A 20,183-nucleotide genomic window follows, 5' to 3' on the forward strand; every position below is an offset into this window, starting at 1 on the left:
GCGTAGCCTCAATAACGGTTGGGCTCCATTTCCAGCTCGACATTGAAACGTTCTGCAATGTCTTTCTGGATACGTTGCGCCAGATCGAGCAGTTGCAGCCCGGTCGCCGCGCCGTAATTGACCAGCACCAGCGCCTGCAACTTATGCACGCCGGCATCGGCCTCACGGAAACCTTTCCAGCCTGCTCGTTCGATCAACCAACCCGCCGCCAGCTTCATCTGACCGTCCGGTTGCGCATAGGCCACCAGATCCGGATGCTGCGCCTTGATCTGCGCAACCACCGCCGCCGACACCAGCGGGTTCTTGAAGAAGCTGCCGGCATTGCCCAGCACCGCCGGGTCCGGCAGTTTCTCGCTGCGGATGCTGCAAATGGCGCGGCTGACATCCGTCGGCGTCGGCTGCTCGATGCCCTGTTCGTTCAGGCGCTGACGCACCGGGCCGTATTCCAGGTGCAAATGGGCGACTCGATCCAGTGCAAAGCGTACCCGCAGGATCAACCAACGACCCGGATGCTGTTTGAACACGCTGTCACGGTAGGCGAAGTTGCACTCTTCCAGACTGAAGTCGCGCAGCTCGCCGGTCTGACGATCCAGCGCCGTCAGACCGGCGAACACGTCCTTGATCTCGACGCCGTAGGCACCGATGTTCTGCATCGGCGCAGCGCCGACGGTGCCGGGAATCAGGCTGAGGTTTTCCAGCCCGGAAAAACCCAGCGCCAGCGTATGCAGGACAAATGGATGCCACGGCTCGCCCGCCTCGGCCTCGATCACCACGCGGTTGCCATCGTCGCTGATGACGCGAATGCCACGACTGGCCATGCGCAGCACCAGTGCCGGGATGTCCGCCGTCAACAGCAGATTGCTGCCGCCACCGATGACCAGCAACGGCACATCGTGGGCGGTCGCATAAGCCAGGGCTTCGCGCACATCGGCGTCGCTGTGGGCTTCGGCAAACAGTTGCGCGCGAACGTCCACGCCAAAGGTGTTGAACGGTTTCAGGGAAACCTGAGGGTGTACCTGCAAACTCATAACCGGCCCTTCACTTCGATCAGCAACCGGTCGCAGGCGCGCTCGATCAGATCCAGCACCTGTTCGAAACCCTGATCGCCGTCGTAATACGGATCCGGCACTTCATCGACTTCGCCTTCATAGCGACGCAGGAACAGGTCCAGTTCGGCCTTGCCAGTGGACGGTTGCAAGACCTTGAGGTTGCGCAGGTTGCTGTTGTCCATGGCGAGGATCAGGTCGTAGCTGGCGAAATCGGCGCGGCTGACTTGCTGGGCGCGTTGCGCCGACAAGTCGTAACCACGCAGTTTGGCCGCAGCCTGACTGCGCTTGTCCGGCGGATTGCCGACGTGCCAGTCACCGGTGCCGGCGGAAGCCACTTCGACCTGAGCGTCCAGACCGGCCTCACGTAGCTTGGCGCGCATGACGCCCTCGGCAGTGGGCGAACGGCAGATGTTGCCCAGGCACACGAACAGAACGCGCATCAGGCCTCCAGCAGGCGACGGACGCGCTCGAGGTCTTCGGCGGTGTCGACTCCGGTTGGCGGCGCGATCAATGCGTCAGCCACGTGAATCCGCACGCCATGCCACAGGGCACGCAGCTGTTCGAGGGATTCGGTGTTTTCCAGCCAGCACGGGCCCCAGTTCACGAAGTCCTGAAGGAAACCGGCGCGGTAGGCATAGATGCCGATATGGCGGCGATACGGCACGCCTTCCGGTAGCACGTCGCGGCTCTTGGCGAACGCATCGCGGGCCCATGGCAGGGTCGCACGACTGAAGGTCAGCGCCAGACCGTTGAGGTCGCTGACGACCTTGACCACGTTCGGATTGAACAGGGTTTCCACGTCCTCGATCGGCTCGGCCAGGGTGGCCATGCGCGCTTCGGTGTGGGCCGCAAGATTGGCGGCGACCTGATCGATCACGCTTGGCGGGATCAGCGGTTCGTCACCCTGGACGTTGACCACGATGGCATCCGGCTCCAGGCCCAGCTTCGCAGCCACTTCGGCCAGGCGGTCGGTGCCGGAGTTGTGATCTTCACGGGTCAGCACCACTTCGGCGCCGAAAGCCTTGCAGGCCTCGACGATACGCGCGTCGTCGGTGGCCACGACCACACGGCTGGCGCTGCTTTTGCTCGCCTGTTCCCAGACGTGCTGGATCATCGGCTTGCCGGCGATATCCAGCAGCGGTTTACCCGGCAGGCGGGTCGAGGCGTAGCGCGACGGGATGACAACGGTGAAGGCTGTGGTCATTTATCCAGACGCTCGTCGGTGGTCAGGGTGCGGGCTTCGCTTTCCAGCATCACCGGGATGCCGTCACGGATCGGGTACGCCAGGCCGGCGCCCTTGCTGATCAGTTCGGTCTTGTCGGCGCTGAGCTTGAGCGGGCCTTTGCAGACCGGGCAGGCGAGGATGTCGAGCAATTTGGTGTCCATGAACATTCCCTGGATAAAAACGGTTTAAGGCAAAAGACGATCCGGCAACAGGCGCATCAACTGCGTGTCGAACCAGGCCACGAAGGCCGGCGACGGCACGGCATCGACCGCCAGGTACCACCAGTCGGCGGCAGCGAAGGCGCGGCACTTCACCGCGTCCTTTTCGGTCATCACCAATGGCAATGACGGCGTAAAACTCAAGGCCTGCACGCTGTATTCGGCGTGGTCGGCAAACGCGTGGGGCACAGGCCGCCAGTCTAGCGCTTCGAGGGTATTGAAGAAACGTTGCGGATTGCCGATCCCGGCGACTGCGTGCAGCGACTGCCCGGCTGGAAAACGTTCGAGGGGCTGGCGTTCGCCGCTGAGCAGATTGACCAGCGCCGTGGGTTGCAGGCGGAAAGCGAAACCGTCTTCGCGATCCTCAGGGGCGCCGTTGAACAGCACGCCATCGACGCTTTGCAGACGCTCGATCGGTTCACGCAGAGGACCGGCGGGCAGGCAGCGCTTGTTGCCCAGCCCACGGGCGGCGTCGATCAGCACCAGCTCAAGATCCCGCGCCAGACGATAATGTTGCATGCCGTCATCGGACAGGATCAGGTCCAGCGGTTCACTGGCCAGCAAGGCTTTGACGGCAGCGCCGCGATTCGGGTCGATCATCAGCGGCACACCGGTGCGCTGCACGATTAGCAGCGGCTCGTCGCCGGCGATGTCGGCACCTTGATCGGCTTCGACCCGCCACGGCAAATGCGGCGGCTTGGCGCCGTAGCCGCGACTGACCACGCCGACCCGCAATCCGCTGCGCCGACAGTGTTCGATCAGCCACAGAATCATCGGCGTCTTGCCGGTGCCACCCACCGTGATATTGCCGACCACGATCACCGGCACCGGCGACTGATAGATCTCGCCCTCGCCGTCGAGAAAACGCTGACGCTTGCCGGCCACCACGCGGCGATACAGCCACTCCAGCGGCCGCAACAGCGTCAGGGCCGGATGCCCCTGATACCAAGCGGCGAGCAGACGATCGGACATGGCCATCAGGATTTGGGCGCCGCCTCGACCGTGGTCATGCGCAAATGGCTGAAACCGAGCTTGCCGGCCGCGTCCATGGCGGTGATCACGGATTGATGCTGGGTCTTGCCATCGGCACTGATCGACAACGGCATGTTGGTGTCACCGTTGGCTTCTTTCTGCATGGCTTCCATCAGGGTCGCCAGGTCGTTCTTCGGCAGAATCTTGTTGTTCACCGAGAACACGCCTTCAGCGCTGATGGCAACGTCCAGTTGCTTGACCTGCTGATCCTCGGCCGGCGAGCCGCTCACCGCTTCCGGCAGGTCGACGCGCAGCTGGGTTTCGCGGGTGAAGGTGGTGGTCACGACGAAAAACAGCAGCAGAATGAACACCACGTCGATCAGCGACGCGAGGTTGATATCGATGGTTTCCCGGGGCTTGCGACGGAATTTCACGCTTTGCCCCCGGCCAGATCGACATCACGGTCGCCCTGTACCACTTCCACCAGTTTGATCGCTTCCTGCTCCATGCCCACCACCAGTTCATCGATGCGGCGTTGCAGGAAACGGTGGAAGAACACCGACGGGATACCGACCATCAGGCCCGCCGCCGTGGTAATCAGCGCCTTGGAGATACCACCGGCCAATACCGAAGCGTTGGTGGTCATGCCGGAACCGGTGAAGGCGCTGAAAATATCGATCATGCCCAGCACCGTACCCAGCAGACCCAGCAGCGGCGACATGGCGGCGATGGTGCCCAGCGCATTGACGTAGCGTTCCAGCTCGTGGATGACCCGGGCGGCGGCTTCTTCAATGCACTCTTTCATGATCTCGCGACCATGCTTGGAGTTGGCCAGGCCCGCGGCGAGGATTTCACCCAGCGGCGAGTTGGCGCGCAATTCCTTGAGTTTTTCCTTGTTGAGCTGCTTGTCCTTGATCCAGACCCAGACCTGACCCAGCAGATGCTCAGGGGTGACGCGACTGGCGCGCAGCGTCCACAGGCGTTCGGCGACGATCGCCATGGCGGCGATGGAACTCAGAATGATCGGCAACATCATCCAGCCGCCGGATTTGACCAATTCCCACACAGTGACAGCCCCCTCGAAAAAGTGCGCCACTTTACCATACCGGTTCGCGATAAAGACCCGTCGCCCCGACGACCGTACTCAACGGTGCGTCGCCCCCGGCTGGGGCGGCTCGCGCCAGAACCGGCGTTGCTGACGCATCGACCGGGCCGGCTGAAATCGGCCCAGTTGCAGATGAATGGCGCCCTGCTCGGCGCTGTCATGGATGCGCAAACCTTGCTTGCGGTAACGGGCGATGACGGTCGGATGCGGATGCCCGAACGAATTGCCCTGCCCCCGGGAGATCAGCACGTCCCGGGGCTGCAAAACCTTGAGCAATGCCATCGAGGAAGAACTGCGGCTGCCATGGTGCGGTGCTTGCAGCCACTGAGTAGGGACCGCCAACACGCTGTTAAGCAAATCCCGTTCGGCAGCAGTGTCGATATCGCCGGTCAACAGCAATCGCTCGCCGTTGGCTTCGATCTGCAGGACACAGGAACGCTGGTTACTGTCCTGAGCGTCCCCCCACTGCCATAGATGAAAGGCAACGCCGTCCCACTGCCACTGCCGACCACTTTCACAGGTTTCAGCGTTCAGCACTTCGGGCAGCCCCGACGGATCGCCGCTGATCACCCGACTGACCGGCAAGCCGCTTGCCACGGCCAGCGCCCCTCCGGCATGGTCGGCGTCGGCATGGCTGAGCAACATCAGATCGAGTCGCTCCACACCCAGTTTGTGCAAGGCTGGCAGCACCACTCGCTCGCCGACATCGAAATCCCCGAAGCGCGGCCCGGTGTCGTACAGCAATGTGTGATGGCGTGTGCGGATCAAAATCGCCAGCCCTTGGCCGACATCGAGTTGCCAGACATCCGCCATACCTTCGGCCAACTGCTCCCGGGGCGGAAATGCCAGCACCAGCAGCAGCGGCCAGCCCAAGGGACGCAATGGAATGCCTCGGGGCAGTAATAACAACACGGCACCGATGCAGCCCAGCGCCAGGATCCATCCCGGCATCGATGGCGCCACCCACGCCGGCCAGCGCCCGGCGATCAGGGCCAGAGCCCGGAACAATCCATCGACCAGCCCGCCGGCCAGCCACAACAGACCTTCGCCGACATAGGGAATCGGCAACAACAAAGTGCCGAGCAATGCCGGCGGGAGCACCGCAAAACTGATCCACGGCACCGCCAGCAGATTGGCCAATGGCCCGCTGAGACTGATCGGCAGGCCCAGGATCAGCAACACCGGGCACAAGCCGATTGCGATCAGCCATTGCGCACGCGTCCAGATCTGCCACCAGCGCCACGGCCCCAGACGACCGCCGAAGGTAAAAATCAGTACTGCCACCGCCGTGAAAGACAACCACAGCCCTGGACGCAGAGCCGCCAGCGGATCCATCAGCAGCACACCATTGAAGGCCAGCAACAACGGCCACCAGGCACCGAGATGGCGAAAGCGCAATCTCCAAAGCAACACCAGCGCAACCATCACGCAGGCTCGTCGCACCGGCACATCGAACCCGGCCAGCAGCCCGTACCCCAACGCTGCCGCGAACGCCAGACCACAGGCCCACGGCAGCCATGGCCAACGCAACGGCCACACACCGAATCGCACCAGTCCGGCGACCAGCCCATACATCACCGCCGCCAGCAGACCGATGTGCTGTCCGGAAATCACCAGCAGGTGCACGGTGCCGGTGTCCTGCAGGATCTGCCAGTCCTCGCGACTGAGCCCCGAGCCATCGCCCAGGACTAACGCCGCCAGCGCCGCGCCCCGGCCCTGTGTATCCACCTCCAGCAGACGCTGTCGGATGCCGTCCCGCCAGGCCCACTGCGCCTCCGCCAGCCGACGGCCGTCCTTAACTGTGCCGGTAGCGCCGATGCGCTGGGCCAGCAGCCAGGCTTCGTAATCGAAGGCATCGGGATTGAGCAACCCGCCGGGACGTTTGAGTTTGACCGCCAACCGCCAGCGCTCACCGCTGTTGACCGGTGGCCCGTCGTACCAGGCCAGGCGTATCAGCGAAGGCAGTTTCCCGTGACGCGAACGGGCATCGGCCAACTCGAAGCGCACGACCCCGTCGCCGCTCTGCGGCAGACCAACGACCCGCCCTTCGACCCAGCGCGTCTCGCCGTCCAGCTCCACCGGCAGTCGCTCATCCAGCGCCCATTGCGCGCCGATACAAGACCAGGCGAAGCCGAACAGCAAAAATGCCAGCGGATAACTGCGAAACGGCAACAGCATCAGTGCCACCACCGGCAGCCACAGCATCCACCCGACCGGCGGCAAGGCCGGCAAAAAAACCGGGGCCAGCAGACCGACTGCCAGCGCCATCATCCCTGTGCGCATACGCCCGTCCTTGAGAGTCCCCTCTTCAGGCATAGCCCCTGTGGGGCACAGGCGTCGTCAACAATTGTCACAAAGTCTGAATGGGCGCTTCGTAGAATCCAGACATACTTGCCGCCTTAACCGACCGAGAAGCCTTATGCCCCGGCGCTTATTCAAACGTTACATGCCCGACCCGACGAGCATCAGGGAACACAAATCCTTACGCTTTCTCGGCAAGTTGCTGCATGACCCGAACCTCTGGCACCTCAACCGGCACTCGGTGGCCCGGGCCATGGCCGTCGGCATTTTTGCGGCTTTCCTGCCGATTCCCGCGCAGATGCTGGTGGCCGCCGCACTGGCGATCACCGTGCGCGGCAACATGCCGATTGCCGTCAGCCTGGTCTGGCTGACCAATCCGGTCACCATGCCGCCGGTGTTCTACTGCACCTACAAAGTCGGGGCGTGGCTGATGGACATCCCTGCCCGCACCCTGCCGGATTCATTGACCTGGGAGTGGATCAGCGGCGAACTCTCGACCCTGTGGCAACCGTTCCTGCTCGGTTCGGTGGTGGTCGGGCTGGCGCTGGGCGCCCTCGCCTATTGCCTGGTAATGATGTACTGGCGCTGGTGGGTCGCCCGGCAATGGGCGCGACGCAAGAAAAGTCGCCAGTCCTGAATGCAAAACGGCCTCCGCAGTGGGAGGCCGTTTTTTATTGCAGCGCCGAATGGATCAGGTACGCATACCGCGACCGCTCACCAGCAACCGCGCACAACCGAAGTACAGCACCACGGTCGCCACCAGCATGAAGGTGATCGCGATACCGATGCGGATGTCCGACACACCTAGGATGCCGTAACGAAAGGCGTTGACCATGTGCAGCACCGGGTTCGCCAGCGACACGGTCTGCCAGAACGGCGGCAGCAAGGTGATCGAATAGAACACGCCACCGAGGTAGGTCAGCGGCGTCAGCACGAACGTCGGGATGATCGAAATATCATCGAAGTTGCGCGCAAACACGGCGTTGATGAAACCCAGCAGCGAGAAGATCGTCGCCGTCAGCACCACCACCAGCACGGTAACGCCCAGGTGATGCACCTGCAGGCTGGTGAAGAACAGCGACAGAATCGTCACGATGACGCCGACCATCAGGCCACGCAGTACGCCACCGAGGGTGTAGCCGATCAGGATCGTATGCGGCGACACCGGCGACACCATCAGTTCTTCGATGGAGCGCTGGAACTTGCTGCCGAAGAAACTCGACACCACGTTGCCGTAGGAGTTGGTGATCACCGACATCATGATCAGCCCCGGCACGATGTACTCCATGTAACTGAAGCCGCCCATGCCGCCGATCTGTTTGCCGATCAGGTTGCCGAAGATCACGAAGTACAGAACCATGGTGATCGCCGGCGGCAGCAGGGTCTGCGGCCAGATCCGGGTGAAGCGCCGGACTTCGCGGTAAACGATGGTGTTGAGGGCAACGAGGTTGGGGCGCAGCTCGGAACTCATACCGCCACCTTCGACAGATTTTTCTCCACCAGGGACACGAACAGCTCCTCGAGGCGATTGGTTTTATTGCGCAGGCTCAGCACTTCGATGTTCTGCAGGGCCAACTGGCCGAACAGCGCAGTGATGCCCATGGACTTGTCGACCTGGACCTCCAGGGTATGCGCATCCACCAGACGGGCCGGATAGCCGGCCAGCTGCGGTGCAACCGCCAGATCGTTCTTCAGGTCGAGCAGGAAGGTTTCCACATGCAGTTGCCCGAGCAACTGACGCATGCTGGTGTTCTCGACGATGGTGCCGTGGTCGATGATGCCGATGTTGCGGCACAGCTGCTCAGCCTCTTCCAGGTAATGGGTGGTGAGGATGATGGTGATGCCTTTCTGGTTCAGCTCGGTGAGGAAGGTCCACATCGAGCGGCGCAGTTCGATGTCGACGCCGGCAGTCGGTTCGTCGAGGATCAGCAGACGCGGCTCGTGCACCAGCGCCCGGGCGATCATCAGACGGCGCTTCATGCCGCCGGACAACGAACGCGACGACACATCGCGCTTGTCCCACAGTCCGAGCTGGGTCAGGTATTGCTCGGCGCGTTCCTTGGCGATCTTCGCCGGAATGCCGTAGTAGCCGGCCTGGGTCACGACGATGTCGAAAGTCTTTTCGAACTGGTTGAAGTTGAATTCCTGGGGCACCACGCCGATCGAGCGCTTGAGCGCCGCGGGGTTCTTGTCCAGGTCGTGACCGAAGATATTCACCGTGCCGCTGGTCTTGTTCACCAGGGTCGAGAGAATGCCGATGGTCGTGGATTTGCCGGCGCCGTTGGGGCCGAGCAACGCGAAGAAGTCACCTTCGGCGACGTCCAGATCGATACCACTCAAGGCCTGGAACCCGTTGCCGTAGGTTTTGGTTAGCTGCCGGATGGACAGAGCGGAACTCATATCGGATTACGCACCAAGAAGAGAAAAAGGACTGAATGACGGCGGGCGGCGAGGAAGACAACCGCGGCGCACAAGCGCAATGGTGCTTGCCGCCGCCGCACAAGTACAGTCAAGTGTGTCGATAGTAGGTATTAAGTCAACGCGGTCATGACGGCTTTGCGATACGCCGGACGCTGCTTCAGTCGCGCGTACCAGGCTTCCAGATACGGCATCGGCGCACGCTCGATCGGCATCTCGAACCAGGCATAAATGAAACTGCCGAGCGGAATGTCGCCCATGCCGATTTCACTGCCGGACAGGTACGGCTGGTTTTTCAGGGCCTGATCGGCCATGGCCAGCAAACCGTCGCATTCCTTGATCGCGGCATGGATCGCCGGCCAGTCCTGCTTGTCCGCCGGGGTGCGCAGAACGCCCCAGAACACCGTGCGGAAAGGGCCTGCGAAACTGGACGTGGTCCAGTCCATCCACTTGTCGGCGATGGCGCGGGTCTGCAGATCCGCCGGATACCACGAGGTGTTCGCCGCATGCCTGGCCAACAGGTAGCGAACGATGGCATTGGATTCCCACAACACAAAACCGTCGTCTTCGATCACCGGCACCCGACCGTTCGGGTTCATCGCCCGGTACTCCGGCGTGTCGACCACACCGAACGCGCCACCGGCATCGATCGCCTCGTAGGCCAGCCCGAGCTCTTCGGCCGCCCACAACGGTTTTCTGACATTCGACGAATTCTTGCGACCCCAGATCTTCAGCATGACCGCCTCTTTTCCATTGAGTGGGCGAGCAGCATACGCCGGATCAGCGGCTGCCGACATCATCGCGCAGGTCACTGGACAGTGGCGTCTGCCGATCATTGAACAGGTGCGGATAGCATTTCTGCAGATGTTCGAAGAAAAAGGATTCCGGTACATCCGCGAACTGGCCGTGATCGACCAGGTATTCCATCAGCAGCGCGCCATCGCTGTTGTACGGGTGGAAAACGCTGTCGTTCATGCCGTCGAATTCCAGCGGCGCAACGTTGAACATTTCGCAGAGTTTCTGGTTGAACGCGGGGGTGGCTTTCACCCAGCGATCGTTGAGAAACAGCTCGGTATAACCATGCATGGCGAACACTTCGCTTCTCAGCAGTTCAAGCAGTCGCGGCGTCGACAGATGGTTTTTCACATCCGCCAGACCGATGCGTGCGGGGATCCCGCAATGGCGCGCGCAACCGGCGAGCAGCGTGGCCTTGGGCACGCAATAACTTTCGCCCGCCGCCAGCGCGTAGCTGCCGCGCAAGGTCTGCGGGTCGCGGCTGAAGGTGTACATGTTGTAACGCACCGCCTCGCGCACGGCGTAATAAAGACTGATCGCCTGCGCGCGCGGGTCGCGGCTGGCACCACGGTGCCGTTCTGCGAACTCCACCACCGAGGGGTGGTCACTATCGATGAAGCGGCCGGGGCTCAGATACTCGCGCATGACGACATTCTCCTGGGTGAACCCGGAGTCTAGCGAGAGGATCAGCACAGAGATAACGACGTTTCGGCCAAACATGGACGCAAAGCCGCGGAGTCTGCGAACGATTTCCTACGCGTGTTGCCCACCGAAACTACAAAAGCCATCCAGGGTTTCCCACGTTTTAGATCAACTTGTTCTGACCGCCCCGTTTTGCAGATGCCGTCTAAGCTCTGGAGGGTCGTTCGCCCTGGTTCACGGAGGATTGAATATGCTGTTGTTGTGGATACTGGTTCTGATCGTCGGCGTGGCGTATCTGGCCCACCGGCGCATCGCCCCGCTGCCGGCACTGGGCATCGTCGCGGCCTATTTGCTGGCGATGGGGATTTTCAGCCACGCGCCAGGCTGGTTGCTGCTGATCTTCTGGGTCGTACTGGCCATCGTCGCGGCTCCGTTGCTGCTGCCGGATCTGCGCCGCAAACACTTCAGCGCGCCGCTGTTCAGCTGGTTCCAGAAAACCCTGCCGCCGATGTCGCAGACCGAGCGCGATGCAATCGACGCAGGCACCGTGTGGTGGGACGGTGAACTGTTCAGCGGCCGTCCGGACTGGGAAAAACTGCTGTCCTATCCCAAGGCGCAACTGAGCGACGAGGAACAGGCGTTCATCGACGGCCCGACCGAAGAACTCTGCGCGATGGTCACCGACTGGCAGATCGGCCAGTCGATGGACTTGCCGCCCGAAGCCTGGACCCACATCAAGGAACACGGTTTTTTCGCCCTGATCATTCCCAAGGAATTCGGCGGTAAAGGCTTCTCTGCCTACGCCCACTCTCAAGTGGCGATGAAACTGGCGACCCGCAGTGGCGACCTCGCCTCCACCGTGATGGTGCCCAACTCCCTCGGCCCGGCCGAACTGCTGCTGCACTACGGCACCGACGAACAGCGCAATCATTACCTGCCACGACTGGCCCGGGGCGACGATATCCCGTGCTTCGCGCTGACCGGCCCGCTCGCGGGTTCCGACGCCGGCGCCATGCCCGACACCGGGATCATCTGCAAGGGTGAATGGGAAGGCCAGGAAACCCTCGGCCTGCGCCTGAACTGGGAAAAACGCTACATCACCCTCGGTCCGGTCGCGACCCTGCTCGGTCTCGCCTTCAAGGCCTATGACCCGGATCACCTGCTGGGCGACAAGGAAGACCTGGGCATCAGCCTGGCGCTGATCCCGACCGATACTCCCGGCGTGGAAATCGGCCGCCGCCACCTGCCGCTGGGCGCCGCGTTCATGAACGGCCCCAACTCCGGCAAGGACGTGTTCATTCCGCTGGACTTCCTCATCGGCGGCCAGGACATGCTCGGCAAGGGCTGGATGATGCTGATGAACTGCCTGTCGGTCGGGCGTTCGATTTCGCTGCCGGCGGTGGGTACCGGTGCGGCCAAGTTCACCAGTCTGGTGACCGGGCAGTACGCGCAGATTCGCGAGCAGTTCAACGTCCCGCTGTCGGCCTTCGAAGGCATTCAGGAAGCCATGGCCCGCATCGGCGGCAACGCGTGGATGATGGACGCTGCGCGGATGCTGACCGCCAACGCGGTTGATCTGGGCGAGAAGCCTTCGGTGCTGTCGGCGATCCTCAAGTATCACCTCACCGAACGCGGCCGCGAGTGCATCAGCCACGCCATGGATGTGCATGGCGGCAAGGCGATCATCATGGGCCCGAACAACTATCTGGGCCGCAGCTGGAACGGTGCGCCGATTTTCATCACCGTGGAGGGCGCGAACATTCTTTCGCGCAACCTGATGATCTTCGGCCAGGGCGCGATCCGCTGCCATCCGTTCGTCCTCAAGGAAATGGCCCTCGCCGGACGTGAGGACAAGGATCAGGCACTCAAGGAGTTCGATGGCCTGCTGCTCAAGCACATCGGATTTGCCGTGAGCAACGCCGCCAGCACGCTGGTGCTGAACCTTGGTTTCGGCCATTTCGAACATGCGCCGGGCGACAAACTCAGCCAGGGTTACTTCCGCGCGCTCAACCGTCAGGCTGCCGCGTTTGCCATGCTGGCCGACCTGAGCATGATGCTGCTGGGCGGCGAACTGAAACGCCGCGAGCGGCTGTCGGCCCGTCTGGGCGATGTGCTGAGCAACCTGTATCTCGCCTCGGCGGCACTCAAGCGTTACCACGACCTCGATTCCCCGGCGTACATGGAGCCGCTGTTCAGATGGGCCATGGAAGAAAGCCTCGGCCAGTCGGAAAAGGCACTGGATGAGCTGCTGACCAATTTCCCGAACCGGGTTTTCGGCTGCCTGTTGCGCGTGATCGTGTTCCCGTTCGGTCGTCGTCACAAAGGCCCGTCGGACAGACTCGGTGCCGAAGTGGCAGCGGTCATCGGTCGGGCCAAGGGCGACCCGGCGCTGGAAGAGTTGCTTGCCGGCTGCTATCGCCCGCAATCGGCGGACGATGCGGTCGGTGCACTGCAACACGCCTGCGATCAGTTGAACGCTGCGCAACCGTTGCACAAGAAACTGCACACCTCGCTCAAGAGCGGCCAGGTCAAACCGGTCGCCGGCGAACACGCCATCGATGCGGCACTGGAGGCCGGTGTGCTGCAGGCAGCGGAAGCACAAACCCTGCGCGACGCTGAAGCGGCGCGGCGCAAGGTGATCGATGTCGATGACTTCGACAAAGAGGAGCTGAAACCGGCGGAAGGGAAAATCCGCTGATCCCTTCAATCAGTGAAAAACGGGCGCAGGGGCTTTATACTCCCGCGCCCGTTTTGCTCTTGAGGACTTATCTCGTGTCCAACGTCGTTGCCGATCATCTGGTTTTGCTCGACCACCTGCGCAGTATCCTGGTCGCCGTAGGTGAGGCCGATCAGGTTCCCGAAGAAAGCCATGCCCTGTTCCTGGAGCGTTTCGACGAACTGCTGGCGTCACTGCCGATCGAGCCGATCGAAAGCCAATACCTGGGCCAGGACATCCTGACTCAAGTGATTACCCGTTACCCGCAAATTGCCCACCTGATCCCGCGGGATCTGCTGTGGTTCTTCGCCGGCGACTGCCTGCACTACCTGTCCGATGAAGAGATCGACATGTATCAGGCACTGGAAGAACGTCGCTACGAAGCTGAACAGAACGACGAACCGTTCGACTGGAATCAGGAAAAACAACTGCTGGCGATGTCCGCCCAGGACAGCAAGCACTGATTTTCGCTACACAATGAAAAGGCACGCATGGTGATCCATGCGGGCCTTTTTTTGCGTCGCCGTTACAGCAGTCCTTCACCCTCCGGCAATTCGTACTCGGCCAGCGATTTTGCAGCGTTGGGTTTACCCGGTTTGCTCAATGTCGGCTCCTTCTCCAGGCACGCTACCAGATAGTCGATGAACACCCGCAGCTTCGGCGGCAGATAGCGCGTTGGCGAATGCAGCAACCACAACCCACCGTGGTAGGACGCCAGGAATGTCCAGTCCGGCAGAACCTGCACGACCAGCCCCTGTTCCAGGGCATAGCGGGCCGTGAAATACGGCAGGCTGCCGATACCGATGTGCTGCAACACAGCGCCCAGACGCACGCCGGTGTGATTGGCGGCATACCGGCCACGCACGCCGACCGTCACTGCCTTACTGCCCTTCTTGAATTTCCAGCGCGCATCACTCGGGGTTTCGCCCAGATAGATGCAGCTGTGATTGAGCAAGTCATGGGGATGAGTGGGTGTGCCATGTTCGGCCAGGTATTGCGGCGTCGCGCAGAGCAAATGATCGATGGTCAGTAACTGCCGCCCGACCAGTCCTGCCGGTGGCCGCTCCGTGATGCGAATCGCCAGATCGACATGATCGTCGATCAGATCCACCTGGCGGTCTTCCAGCAGCAACTCCACATCAACCTTCGGATAACGGCGTAGAAACTCCGGCATATGCGGATGAATCACGAAGCGTCCGACCGCTTTCGGCACGCTGACCCGCACCAGGCCTTCGGCTTCGTGGGTGAACTGACCGCTGATTTCCATCACCGACCGGGCCGCGCTAACCATCTCCTGACAGCGCTTGAACACTTCTTCCCCGCCATCGCTCAAGCGCAACTTGCGCGTGGTGCGTTGCAGCAGCCGCGTGGCCAATGCCTTTTCCAGCCGGGAAATACTGCGGCTGACCGCCGAGGGTGACGAGCCCAATTGACGAGCGGCTTCGGAGAAGCTGCCGGTCTCCACGACCTTGACGAAAATCGCCATTTCACCGAGCAACGGCAGAGGAAGATTTATGCTCACAGCGCAACAGTCCTTTGATGTTTGAACGGATTATCACGTTATTGCACGATTCATATAATTAAAAAAGAAACTTTAATAAGGGCATGGAATATGACGCTTCGCCTCTTTTTCCATAGTGATGACCTCAAGGCCAATGTGGAAGTCCTCGACTGCACGCCCCACGAGAACGAATTCGCTGTGGTGCTGCGCGCCACTCTGTTTCACCCGCAAGGTGGCGGGCAGCCTTGTGATACGGGCTGGATCGGCGACAGCCAGGTCTTGCGTGTCGTACAGGAACCGGACCGGATCATTCATTTCGTTAACCAGCCGGTGCCACTGGGCATGACCCAGATCCGCATCGATGAAGAGCGTCGCCGCTTCAACACCCGCATGCACTCCGCCGGGCATTTGATCGGCCACTTTGTCCAGGCCATGGGCTGGATGCCGATCAAGGCACACCACTGGCCGGACGAAGGCCGGGTGCAATTCAAGCCCGGGGATTGTGCTCAGGAAGTCGATGCGCAAACCGTTCAATACGGCATCGGGCAATGGATCGAACACGACCTGCCCCGCCTGACGTCCTTGCGCGAAGGCGCGCGGGAAATCGGCTTCGGTGAACTGCCGGCCTATGGCTGCGGCGGCACCCATGTACGCAGCCTGAAGGATCTGGGCACAGTCACGATCGCGTCCCTTTCGCAGAAGAAGGGCACGCTGTCCGTCCACTACAACGTGGATTGAGGATTTCGGACGCTGCCGGTTGCAGCGTCCGACGCCGGGGGAACCGCATTCGCCGGTTCCGTTGACTACTCGTTAGATGGACCTGAAACCATGATGCTTGACGTCGAGCGTCTCGATGAGACGTGCATAAAAAAACTGGCCAACGAAGAAGTCCTCGCCATCCGCGTCAAAGGCTTTTTGCCTGAAGACCAGGCGATCCGGATTGGCGACAAGATCCTCGCCCCCGGCTTCGAGGGTTACATCAACGCCCCCAGCATTGGCCGCATCGGCATGGCGTTTTACGAGGCGGAAAACCAGCCGTTGCTGATCGAGGACTACTTCGAACGCGCCACCGGCAACATTGCCGAACTGCGCAATCGCTGCGCGCCCTACTCCTCGCCGATCGATACCCTGCGCTGCATGCTCGACGAATCCTGGCCGGCAGGCGCCCATCTGGAAAACCTGTACGGGCGCAAGATGTACGTCGGTCTGTCACGGGTGGTCAAACCCGGCGTCTGCTTCCTCGCCCACCACGACATCTTCGCCAAGGACGCGCCGGAGAGTTTCCAGGCCCGCAGCCTGGAGGCGCAATTCGCCTGCAACGTCTACCTGAACATGCCGACCGAGGGCGGAGCGTTGCAGATGTGGGAAGACGATATTTCACCGGACCGCTTCGACGAAATGCGCGGCGACAGCTACGGCATCGACCCGGCACTGCTCGGCCCACCCGCCCTTGAAGTGCGCCCGGAACCGGGGGATTTCATCATGTTCAATTCGCGTCGCATGCACTCGGTAACGCCGGGCGTGGCAGATCCGCGCTTGAGCCTTTCGTTTTTTGTCGGCTATCGCGGCAATGCATCACCCCTGACTTTCTGGAGCTGAAATGACATCGAATTACCTGGGCGAGTTTCTGGCGCTGGCCACCATTCATTTTCTGGCCGTGGTCGCTCCCGGCCCGGACTTCGCCGTGACCATTCGCCAGAGTGTGCGTTTCGGGCGGCTGGTCGGCATCTGCACGGCACTGGGCATCGGCGCGGGGATTTCCGTGCACGTGCTGTATACCCTGCTGGGCGTCGGCGCCTTGATGCACACCACGCCGTGGCTGCTGACGGTGGCCAAGGTGGTGGGCGGTGCTTACATCTTTTATCTCGGCATCAGCTTGATCCGCAGCAAACCCAAGACAACGCTGGAAGGCGAAAAGACCAGCGATGAACCGCTGGTCGAACAATCACTGTTCAAAGCGTTCTCCACCGGTTTCCTGACCAACGCCACCAACCCCAAGGCCACACTGTTTTTTCTGGCGATCTTCACTACGATCATCAGCGCCAGCACACCGTTGGAAATCCAGGCTCTGTATGGACTGTGGATGTGCAGCGTGAACGCGCTGTGGTTCGTGATCGTTGCGTTGTTCTTTTCGAGCAGCAAAGTGCGGCTGTTGTTTATGCGCATGGGCCATTGGTTCGAGCGCAGCATGGGGGTGATTTTGATCCTGTTTGCCGGGCGACTGGTGTTGTCGATGTAAACATGCTGATCGGAGAAGCCCGTTCCAGACAGATTGGACGGGCTTTTTCGATTCTGCGCCGCTTTTGCATTTCTGTGCGACGCGTCCCACTTCGGGGGCTCCCCTATCACTCGCTTGCAGTGTTAGTTTGCGAAACCGTCTGACGCATCGATCAGACACTTCCTACTGACCACCTGCAAAGGAATGCCCTTAGCAATGGATTTTTCACTCAAGCAATTGGCCGCATCGACCCTGATTCTGGCCAGCCTTTCGTCCGTGACACTGCCCGCCCATGCCAACATCACACCGCAGCAAAGCGCGACCATCCTCAAGACATTCAGCGATGCCAAGGTCAACGATTTCCGCCAGTTCCTCGGCGAAGTGGCCAAGAGCGACCTGAGCAAGACCGACGACCTGCGCCCTTCCATCAGCGCGTTTCTCGACAACAAGACACTGACCGCTGAACAGCAAAACGAAATCTATCGACTGCTGGGCCTCTACACCCGGGCGAAATACGGCAAGGCTGCCCTGGAAACCCTGCGCGAACTGGTCGAGATCCCGACTGATCGCAAAGAGGGTGTTGCCCAGCACGAGAATCCTGAATTCATCAGGATCGCCGCCAAGATCAAGGACCTGGCCGAGTCCTTCGGCCTGAAATACCGAAACATCGACAACCGCGTCTACGAAATTTCTCTCGACGGCAGCGGCAAGGAAGTTGTGGGCATTCACGCGCACGCCGATGTGGTACCCGTGACACCGGAAAACTGGGTGCTGAAAGACGGCACCAAACTTGATCCATTCAAGGTCACGCTGATCGGCGACCGCATGTACGGCCGTGGCACCGAGGACGACAAGAACGGGATCGTGGTGACCCTGTATGCGATGAAGGTGATCAAGGAAGAAAAGCTGCCGCTGGCCCGCAATTTCAAACTGCTGGTGGACACCACCGAAGAAACCACCGGCGACGCGATTCCTTACTACTTCGAACGCAACCCGACACCCGAGTACAACCTGGCGCTGGATGGCGGCTACCCGGTGGTGATCGCCGAGAAAGGCTACGGCACGGTCATGGCCAAATTTGCCAAGCGCAAGGCCGAGGGCAAAGGCGCGGAGCTGATCTCGATGACCGGTGGCATGGCAACCAACCAGATTCCATCGGTTTCGGTCGTCACTCTGGTGACAGACAACCCTGCCGAGCTGGCCGCCAGCTTGCAAAAGGCCGGTAACGAATACGTCAAACAGCATGGCGGCGATTTCGAAGTAAATGCCAAGGTCGATGGCAAGGACGTGAAACTCAGCGTAACCGGCGTTTCCGCCCACTCTTCCGAGCCGGAATCCGGCGTCAACCCGGTCGCGCGCATGCTGGACTTCATCCACAGCGTGGATGGCAAGATCGCGTTCAAACACAACCACATCACCGATGCCGCCCGTTACGCCGCCGACAACTGGGGCCTGGACTACAAGGGTGGCAAGCTGGGCGTCGGTTTCGCCGATGACTTCATGGGCCCGCTGACTACTTCGCTGACCTATGTCGGGATGGATGACAATACCTTCAAACTCGCGGTCAACCTGCGTGTGCCAAAGGGCAAGTCGCCGGAAGTGCTCAAGACCGAAATCGCCGACAAACTGGCGGCCTGGAGCAAGAAAACCCACGTCGCGGTCAACTTCGATTACTCGATCGCCGAGCCGATGTACCGCAACCCTGAAGGCGAGTGGGTCAAGGCGCTGCTGGCCGTGTCCACCGAAAACCTGGGCATGAAACACGAGTTCGGCACCTCTGCCGGCGCCACCTCGGTGCATGAACTGCCTAACGGCGTGCAATTTGGCCTGGCTCGACCTGAGGTCAAATACACCGGTCACACCGACGGCGAGTTCAAGACGGTTGACCAGTTCCTGCTAGACCTGCAGATCGTGACCGAAATGATGGGCCGCATCGGGCAACTGCCGAAGCTTTGATCGCGACACTGGCCCGCCAAGGTGACGGGCCCACAAAAAAAAGGACCGTGAGGTCCTTTTTTGTTGCGCGACAAATAACGCACAAACAAAAACGCCGCTCATCACTGAGCGGCGTTTTTGTTGAATATGGAGCGGGAAACGAGACTCGAACTCGCGACCCCGACCTTGGCAAGGTCGTGCTCTACCAACTGAGCTATTCCCGCAATGGCGTCCCCTAGGGGACTCGAACCCCTGTTACCGCCGTGAAAGGGCGGTGTCCTAGGCCACTAGACGAAGGGGACAGGCTACAACTTTCACTAATAAAAACGCCGCTCATTGCGGAGCGGCGCTTCTTGAATTTGGAGCGGGAAACGAGACTCGAACTCGCGACCCCGACCTTGGCAAGGTCGTGCTCTACCAACTGAGCTATTCCCGCAAATGGCGTCCCCTAGGGGACTCGAACCCCTGTTACCGCCGTGAAAGGGCGGTGTCCTAGGCCACTAGACGAAGGGGACACGCTACCCGGAACACATGGTGTGTGTTTCGGTGTCCAGATCCACATCCGAAGACTTGGTTCTGGTTTCACTCAGCACCGCCCGAAGGCACTGCCGTTTAAAATTGGAGCGGGAAACGAGACTCGAACTCGCGACCCCGACCTTGGCAAGGTCGTGCTCTACCAACTGAGCTATTCCCGCATTGGCGTCCCCTAGGGGACTCGAACCCCTGTTACCGCCGTGAAAGGGCGGTGTCCTAGGCCACTAGACGAAGGGGACACACTACAACATTCACTCCCTGCCGCGTTTCGCTGTGTGCTTTACGCTGCAAGTGGCGCGCATTCTATGGATGGATTGGAAGGTCGTCAACCCCCTGATATAAATTTATTTAAATCAATGACTTCGCCCTGCTTTACGAGCCGATTCGGACTTTTCCGTCGCCCGACGATTGACGCCTATATTCCGACACTCGCCAAGGCGTTATAGTCCACGGCACAGGTGATGGCAATCTGTACCCCAAGGGCCAGCATTTATATAAGCAGGCTTGCGGCCGATACAGATGAAGCTTCGCTGATCCAACCCGTCGAGCGGCGC

The 20,183-nt window shown here is 60.9% G+C and carries 20 protein-coding genes and 6 tRNA genes; 7 read left to right on the plus strand and 19 right to left on the minus strand.

Annotation, left to right across the window (positions count from 1 at the left end):
• Positions 1-8: 8 nt before the first annotated feature.
• The 8 genes from murB to DLD99_RS20920 all read right to left on the minus strand — a co-directional run bounded on the left by murB (position 9) and on the right by DLD99_RS20920 (position 6,852).
• Entirely contained in the window at positions 9-1,028 is a 1,020-nt protein-coding gene (gene murB / locus DLD99_RS20885; RefSeq protein ID WP_114884758.1) for a UDP-N-acetylmuramate dehydrogenase, read from the minus strand.
• On the minus strand, positions 1,025-1,489 hold the full coding sequence (locus DLD99_RS20890; protein ID WP_114884760.1) for a low molecular weight protein-tyrosine-phosphatase: 465 nt from the start codon (positions 1,487-1,489) through the stop codon (positions 1,025-1,027). Before DLD99_RS20890 ends, murB begins: the two co-directional genes overlap by 4 nt.
• Positions 1,489-2,253, minus strand: coding sequence for a 3-deoxy-manno-octulosonate cytidylyltransferase (gene kdsB / locus DLD99_RS20895; protein WP_074688122.1), 765 nt, complete (start codon positions 2,251-2,253; stop codon positions 1,489-1,491). The genes DLD99_RS20890 and kdsB overlap by 1 nt, the downstream gene beginning before the upstream one ends.
• Positions 2,250-2,435, minus strand: a complete 186-nt coding sequence (locus tag DLD99_RS20900) for a Trm112 family protein (RefSeq protein ID WP_003179363.1) — start codon at positions 2,433-2,435, stop codon at positions 2,250-2,252. The genes kdsB and DLD99_RS20900 overlap by 4 nt, the downstream gene beginning before the upstream one ends.
• Positions 2,436-2,459: 24 nt before the next feature.
• A complete protein-coding gene (gene lpxK / locus DLD99_RS20905; RefSeq protein WP_114884762.1) occupies positions 2,460-3,470 on the minus strand; it encodes a tetraacyldisaccharide 4'-kinase in 1,011 nt (336 codons plus the stop codon).
• Positions 3,470-3,898 carry an ExbD/TolR family protein gene (locus tag DLD99_RS20910; RefSeq protein ID WP_007950767.1) on the minus strand — a complete coding sequence of 143 codons (429 nt, stop codon included), beginning with the start codon at positions 3,896-3,898 and terminating at the stop codon, positions 3,470-3,472. The genes lpxK and DLD99_RS20910 overlap by 1 nt, the downstream gene beginning before the upstream one ends.
• Positions 3,895-4,530, minus strand: a complete 636-nt coding sequence (locus tag DLD99_RS20915; protein WP_162803506.1) for a MotA/TolQ/ExbB proton channel family protein — start codon at positions 4,528-4,530, stop codon at positions 3,895-3,897. The genes DLD99_RS20910 and DLD99_RS20915 overlap by 4 nt, the downstream gene beginning before the upstream one ends.
• Before the next feature lie 78 nt (positions 4,531-4,608).
• On the minus strand, positions 4,609-6,852 hold the full coding sequence (locus DLD99_RS20920) for a DNA internalization-related competence protein ComEC/Rec2 (RefSeq protein ID WP_114884764.1): 2,244 nt from the start codon (positions 6,850-6,852) through the stop codon (positions 4,609-4,611).
• Between the two features lie 136 nt (positions 6,853-6,988).
• On the opposite strand from DLD99_RS20920, the gene DLD99_RS20925 reads away from it, so the two are divergent.
• Positions 6,989-7,507, plus strand: a complete 519-nt coding sequence (locus DLD99_RS20925) for a DUF2062 domain-containing protein (RefSeq protein ID WP_114884766.1) — start codon at positions 6,989-6,991, stop codon at positions 7,505-7,507.
• Between the two features lie 54 nt (positions 7,508-7,561).
• On the opposite strand, the gene DLD99_RS20930 is transcribed toward DLD99_RS20925, so the two are convergent.
• The 4 genes from DLD99_RS20930 to DLD99_RS20945 form a co-directional block, all read right to left on the minus strand.
• Complete coding sequence (locus DLD99_RS20930) at positions 7,562-8,341, minus strand: ABC transporter permease (RefSeq protein WP_085710947.1); 780 nt, start codon at positions 8,339-8,341, stop codon at positions 7,562-7,564.
• Positions 8,338-9,270, minus strand: coding sequence for an ABC transporter ATP-binding protein (locus DLD99_RS20935; protein ID WP_114884768.1), 933 nt, complete (start codon positions 9,268-9,270; stop codon positions 8,338-8,340). The genes DLD99_RS20930 and DLD99_RS20935 overlap by 4 nt, the downstream gene beginning before the upstream one ends.
• A gap of 131 nt (positions 9,271-9,401) precedes the next feature.
• Positions 9,402-10,025, minus strand: coding sequence for a glutathione S-transferase family protein (locus tag DLD99_RS20940; protein ID WP_114884770.1), 624 nt, complete (start codon positions 10,023-10,025; stop codon positions 9,402-9,404).
• Positions 10,026-10,068: 43 nt separating this feature from the next.
• Complete coding sequence (locus DLD99_RS20945) at positions 10,069-10,728, minus strand: transglutaminase-like domain-containing protein (protein ID WP_114884772.1); 660 nt, start codon at positions 10,726-10,728, stop codon at positions 10,069-10,071.
• 247 nt (positions 10,729-10,975) lie between these two features.
• Here DLD99_RS20945 and DLD99_RS20950 point away from each other — a divergent pair, with 247 nt between their 5' ends.
• Both DLD99_RS20950 and DLD99_RS20955 read left to right on the plus strand, forming a co-directional pair.
• Complete coding sequence (locus DLD99_RS20950; protein ID WP_114884774.1) at positions 10,976-13,423, plus strand: acyl-CoA dehydrogenase; 2,448 nt, start codon at positions 10,976-10,978, stop codon at positions 13,421-13,423.
• Positions 13,424-13,497: 74 nt separating this feature from the next.
• The gene (locus DLD99_RS20955; protein ID WP_007950758.1) at positions 13,498-13,905 is read left to right on the plus strand and encodes a PA2817 family protein; all 408 of its coding nucleotides are present in this window, start codon (positions 13,498-13,500) and stop codon (positions 13,903-13,905) included.
• Positions 13,906-13,967: 62 nt separating this feature from the next.
• Here DLD99_RS20955 and DLD99_RS20960 read toward each other — a convergent pair whose 3' ends face one another.
• A complete protein-coding gene (locus DLD99_RS20960) occupies positions 13,968-14,963 on the minus strand; it encodes a LysR family transcriptional regulator (protein ID WP_114884775.1) in 996 nt (331 codons plus the stop codon).
• A 90-nt stretch (positions 14,964-15,053) separates the two neighbouring features.
• On the opposite strand from DLD99_RS20960, the gene DLD99_RS20965 reads away from it, so the two are divergent.
• From DLD99_RS20965 to DLD99_RS20980, 4 genes are all read left to right on the plus strand, one after another.
• Positions 15,054-15,680, plus strand: a complete 627-nt coding sequence (locus tag DLD99_RS20965) for an alanyl-tRNA editing protein (protein ID WP_114884777.1) — start codon at positions 15,054-15,056, stop codon at positions 15,678-15,680.
• 90 nt (positions 15,681-15,770) lie between these two features.
• Complete coding sequence (locus DLD99_RS20970; protein WP_114884779.1) at positions 15,771-16,541, plus strand: 2OG-Fe(II) oxygenase; 771 nt, start codon at positions 15,771-15,773, stop codon at positions 16,539-16,541.
• Position 16,542: 1 nt separating this feature from the next.
• Positions 16,543-17,181, plus strand: coding sequence for a LysE family translocator (locus tag DLD99_RS20975; RefSeq protein WP_085710955.1), 639 nt, complete (start codon positions 16,543-16,545; stop codon positions 17,179-17,181).
• A 195-nt stretch (positions 17,182-17,376) separates the two neighbouring features.
• Positions 17,377-19,116, plus strand: coding sequence for a dipeptidase (locus DLD99_RS20980; RefSeq protein ID WP_114884781.1), 1,740 nt, complete (start codon positions 17,377-17,379; stop codon positions 19,114-19,116).
• 127 nt (positions 19,117-19,243) lie between these two features.
• Here the strand turns inward: DLD99_RS20980 and DLD99_RS20985 are convergent.
• The 6 genes from DLD99_RS20985 to DLD99_RS21010 form a co-directional block, all read right to left on the minus strand.
• Positions 19,244-19,319: transfer RNA gene (locus DLD99_RS20985), tRNA-Gly, on the minus strand.
• A 2-nt stretch (positions 19,320-19,321) separates the two neighbouring features.
• A tRNA-Glu gene (locus DLD99_RS20990) sits at positions 19,322-19,397 on the minus strand.
• A 58-nt stretch (positions 19,398-19,455) separates the two neighbouring features.
• Positions 19,456-19,531: transfer RNA gene (locus DLD99_RS20995), tRNA-Gly, on the minus strand.
• A 3-nt stretch (positions 19,532-19,534) separates the two neighbouring features.
• Positions 19,535-19,610 (minus strand) — tRNA-Glu (locus DLD99_RS21000).
• A 104-nt stretch (positions 19,611-19,714) separates the two neighbouring features.
• Positions 19,715-19,790 (minus strand) — tRNA-Gly (locus DLD99_RS21005).
• Positions 19,791-19,792: 2 nt separating this feature from the next.
• Positions 19,793-19,868, minus strand: a tRNA-Glu gene (locus DLD99_RS21010).
• Positions 19,869-20,183 lie beyond the last annotated feature (315 nt).

Origin of the sequence: Pseudomonas kribbensis, assembly GCF_003352185.1 — a bacterium.
In the GTDB taxonomy this organism is placed as follows: Bacteria; Pseudomonadota; Gammaproteobacteria; order Pseudomonadales; family Pseudomonadaceae; genus Aquipseudomonas; species Aquipseudomonas kribbensis.

Bases quoted from the DNA above. Each gene is read 5' to 3' on its own strand.
- murB (WP_114884758.1), bottom strand. From the start codon at position 1,028: ATGAGTTTGCAGGTACACCCTCAGGTTTCCCTGAAACCGTTCAACACC.
- DLD99_RS20890 (WP_114884760.1), bottom strand. From the start codon at position 1,489: ATGCGCGTTCTGTTCGTGTGCCTGGGCAACATCTGCCGTTCGCCCACT.
- kdsB (WP_074688122.1), bottom strand. From the start codon at position 2,253: ATGACCACAGCCTTCACCGTTGTCATCCCGTCGCGCTACGCCTCGACC.
- DLD99_RS20900 (WP_003179363.1), bottom strand. From the start codon at position 2,435: ATGGACACCAAATTGCTCGACATCCTCGCCTGCCCGGTCTGCAAAGGC.
- lpxK (WP_114884762.1), bottom strand. From the start codon at position 3,470: ATGGCCATGTCCGATCGTCTGCTCGCCGCTTGGTATCAGGGGCATCCG.
- DLD99_RS20920 (WP_114884764.1), bottom strand. From the start codon at position 6,852: ATGCGCACAGGGATGATGGCGCTGGCAGTCGGTCTGCTGGCCCCGGTT.
- DLD99_RS20925 (WP_114884766.1), top strand. From the start codon at position 6,989: ATGCCCCGGCGCTTATTCAAACGTTACATGCCCGACCCGACGAGCATC.
- DLD99_RS20930 (WP_085710947.1), bottom strand. From the start codon at position 8,341: ATGAGTTCCGAGCTGCGCCCCAACCTCGTTGCCCTCAACACCATCGTT.
- DLD99_RS20935 (WP_114884768.1), bottom strand. From the start codon at position 9,270: ATGAGTTCCGCTCTGTCCATCCGGCAGCTAACCAAAACCTACGGCAAC.
- DLD99_RS20940 (WP_114884770.1), bottom strand. From the start codon at position 10,025: ATGCTGAAGATCTGGGGTCGCAAGAATTCGTCGAATGTCAGAAAACCG.
- DLD99_RS20945 (WP_114884772.1), bottom strand. From the start codon at position 10,728: ATGCGCGAGTATCTGAGCCCCGGCCGCTTCATCGATAGTGACCACCCC.
- DLD99_RS20950 (WP_114884774.1), top strand. From the start codon at position 10,976: ATGCTGTTGTTGTGGATACTGGTTCTGATCGTCGGCGTGGCGTATCTG.
- DLD99_RS20965 (WP_114884777.1), top strand. From the start codon at position 15,054: ATGACGCTTCGCCTCTTTTTCCATAGTGATGACCTCAAGGCCAATGTG.
- DLD99_RS20970 (WP_114884779.1), top strand. From the start codon at position 15,771: ATGATGCTTGACGTCGAGCGTCTCGATGAGACGTGCATAAAAAAACTG.
- DLD99_RS20975 (WP_085710955.1), top strand. From the start codon at position 16,543: ATGACATCGAATTACCTGGGCGAGTTTCTGGCGCTGGCCACCATTCAT.
- DLD99_RS20980 (WP_114884781.1), top strand. From the start codon at position 17,377: ATGGATTTTTCACTCAAGCAATTGGCCGCATCGACCCTGATTCTGGCC.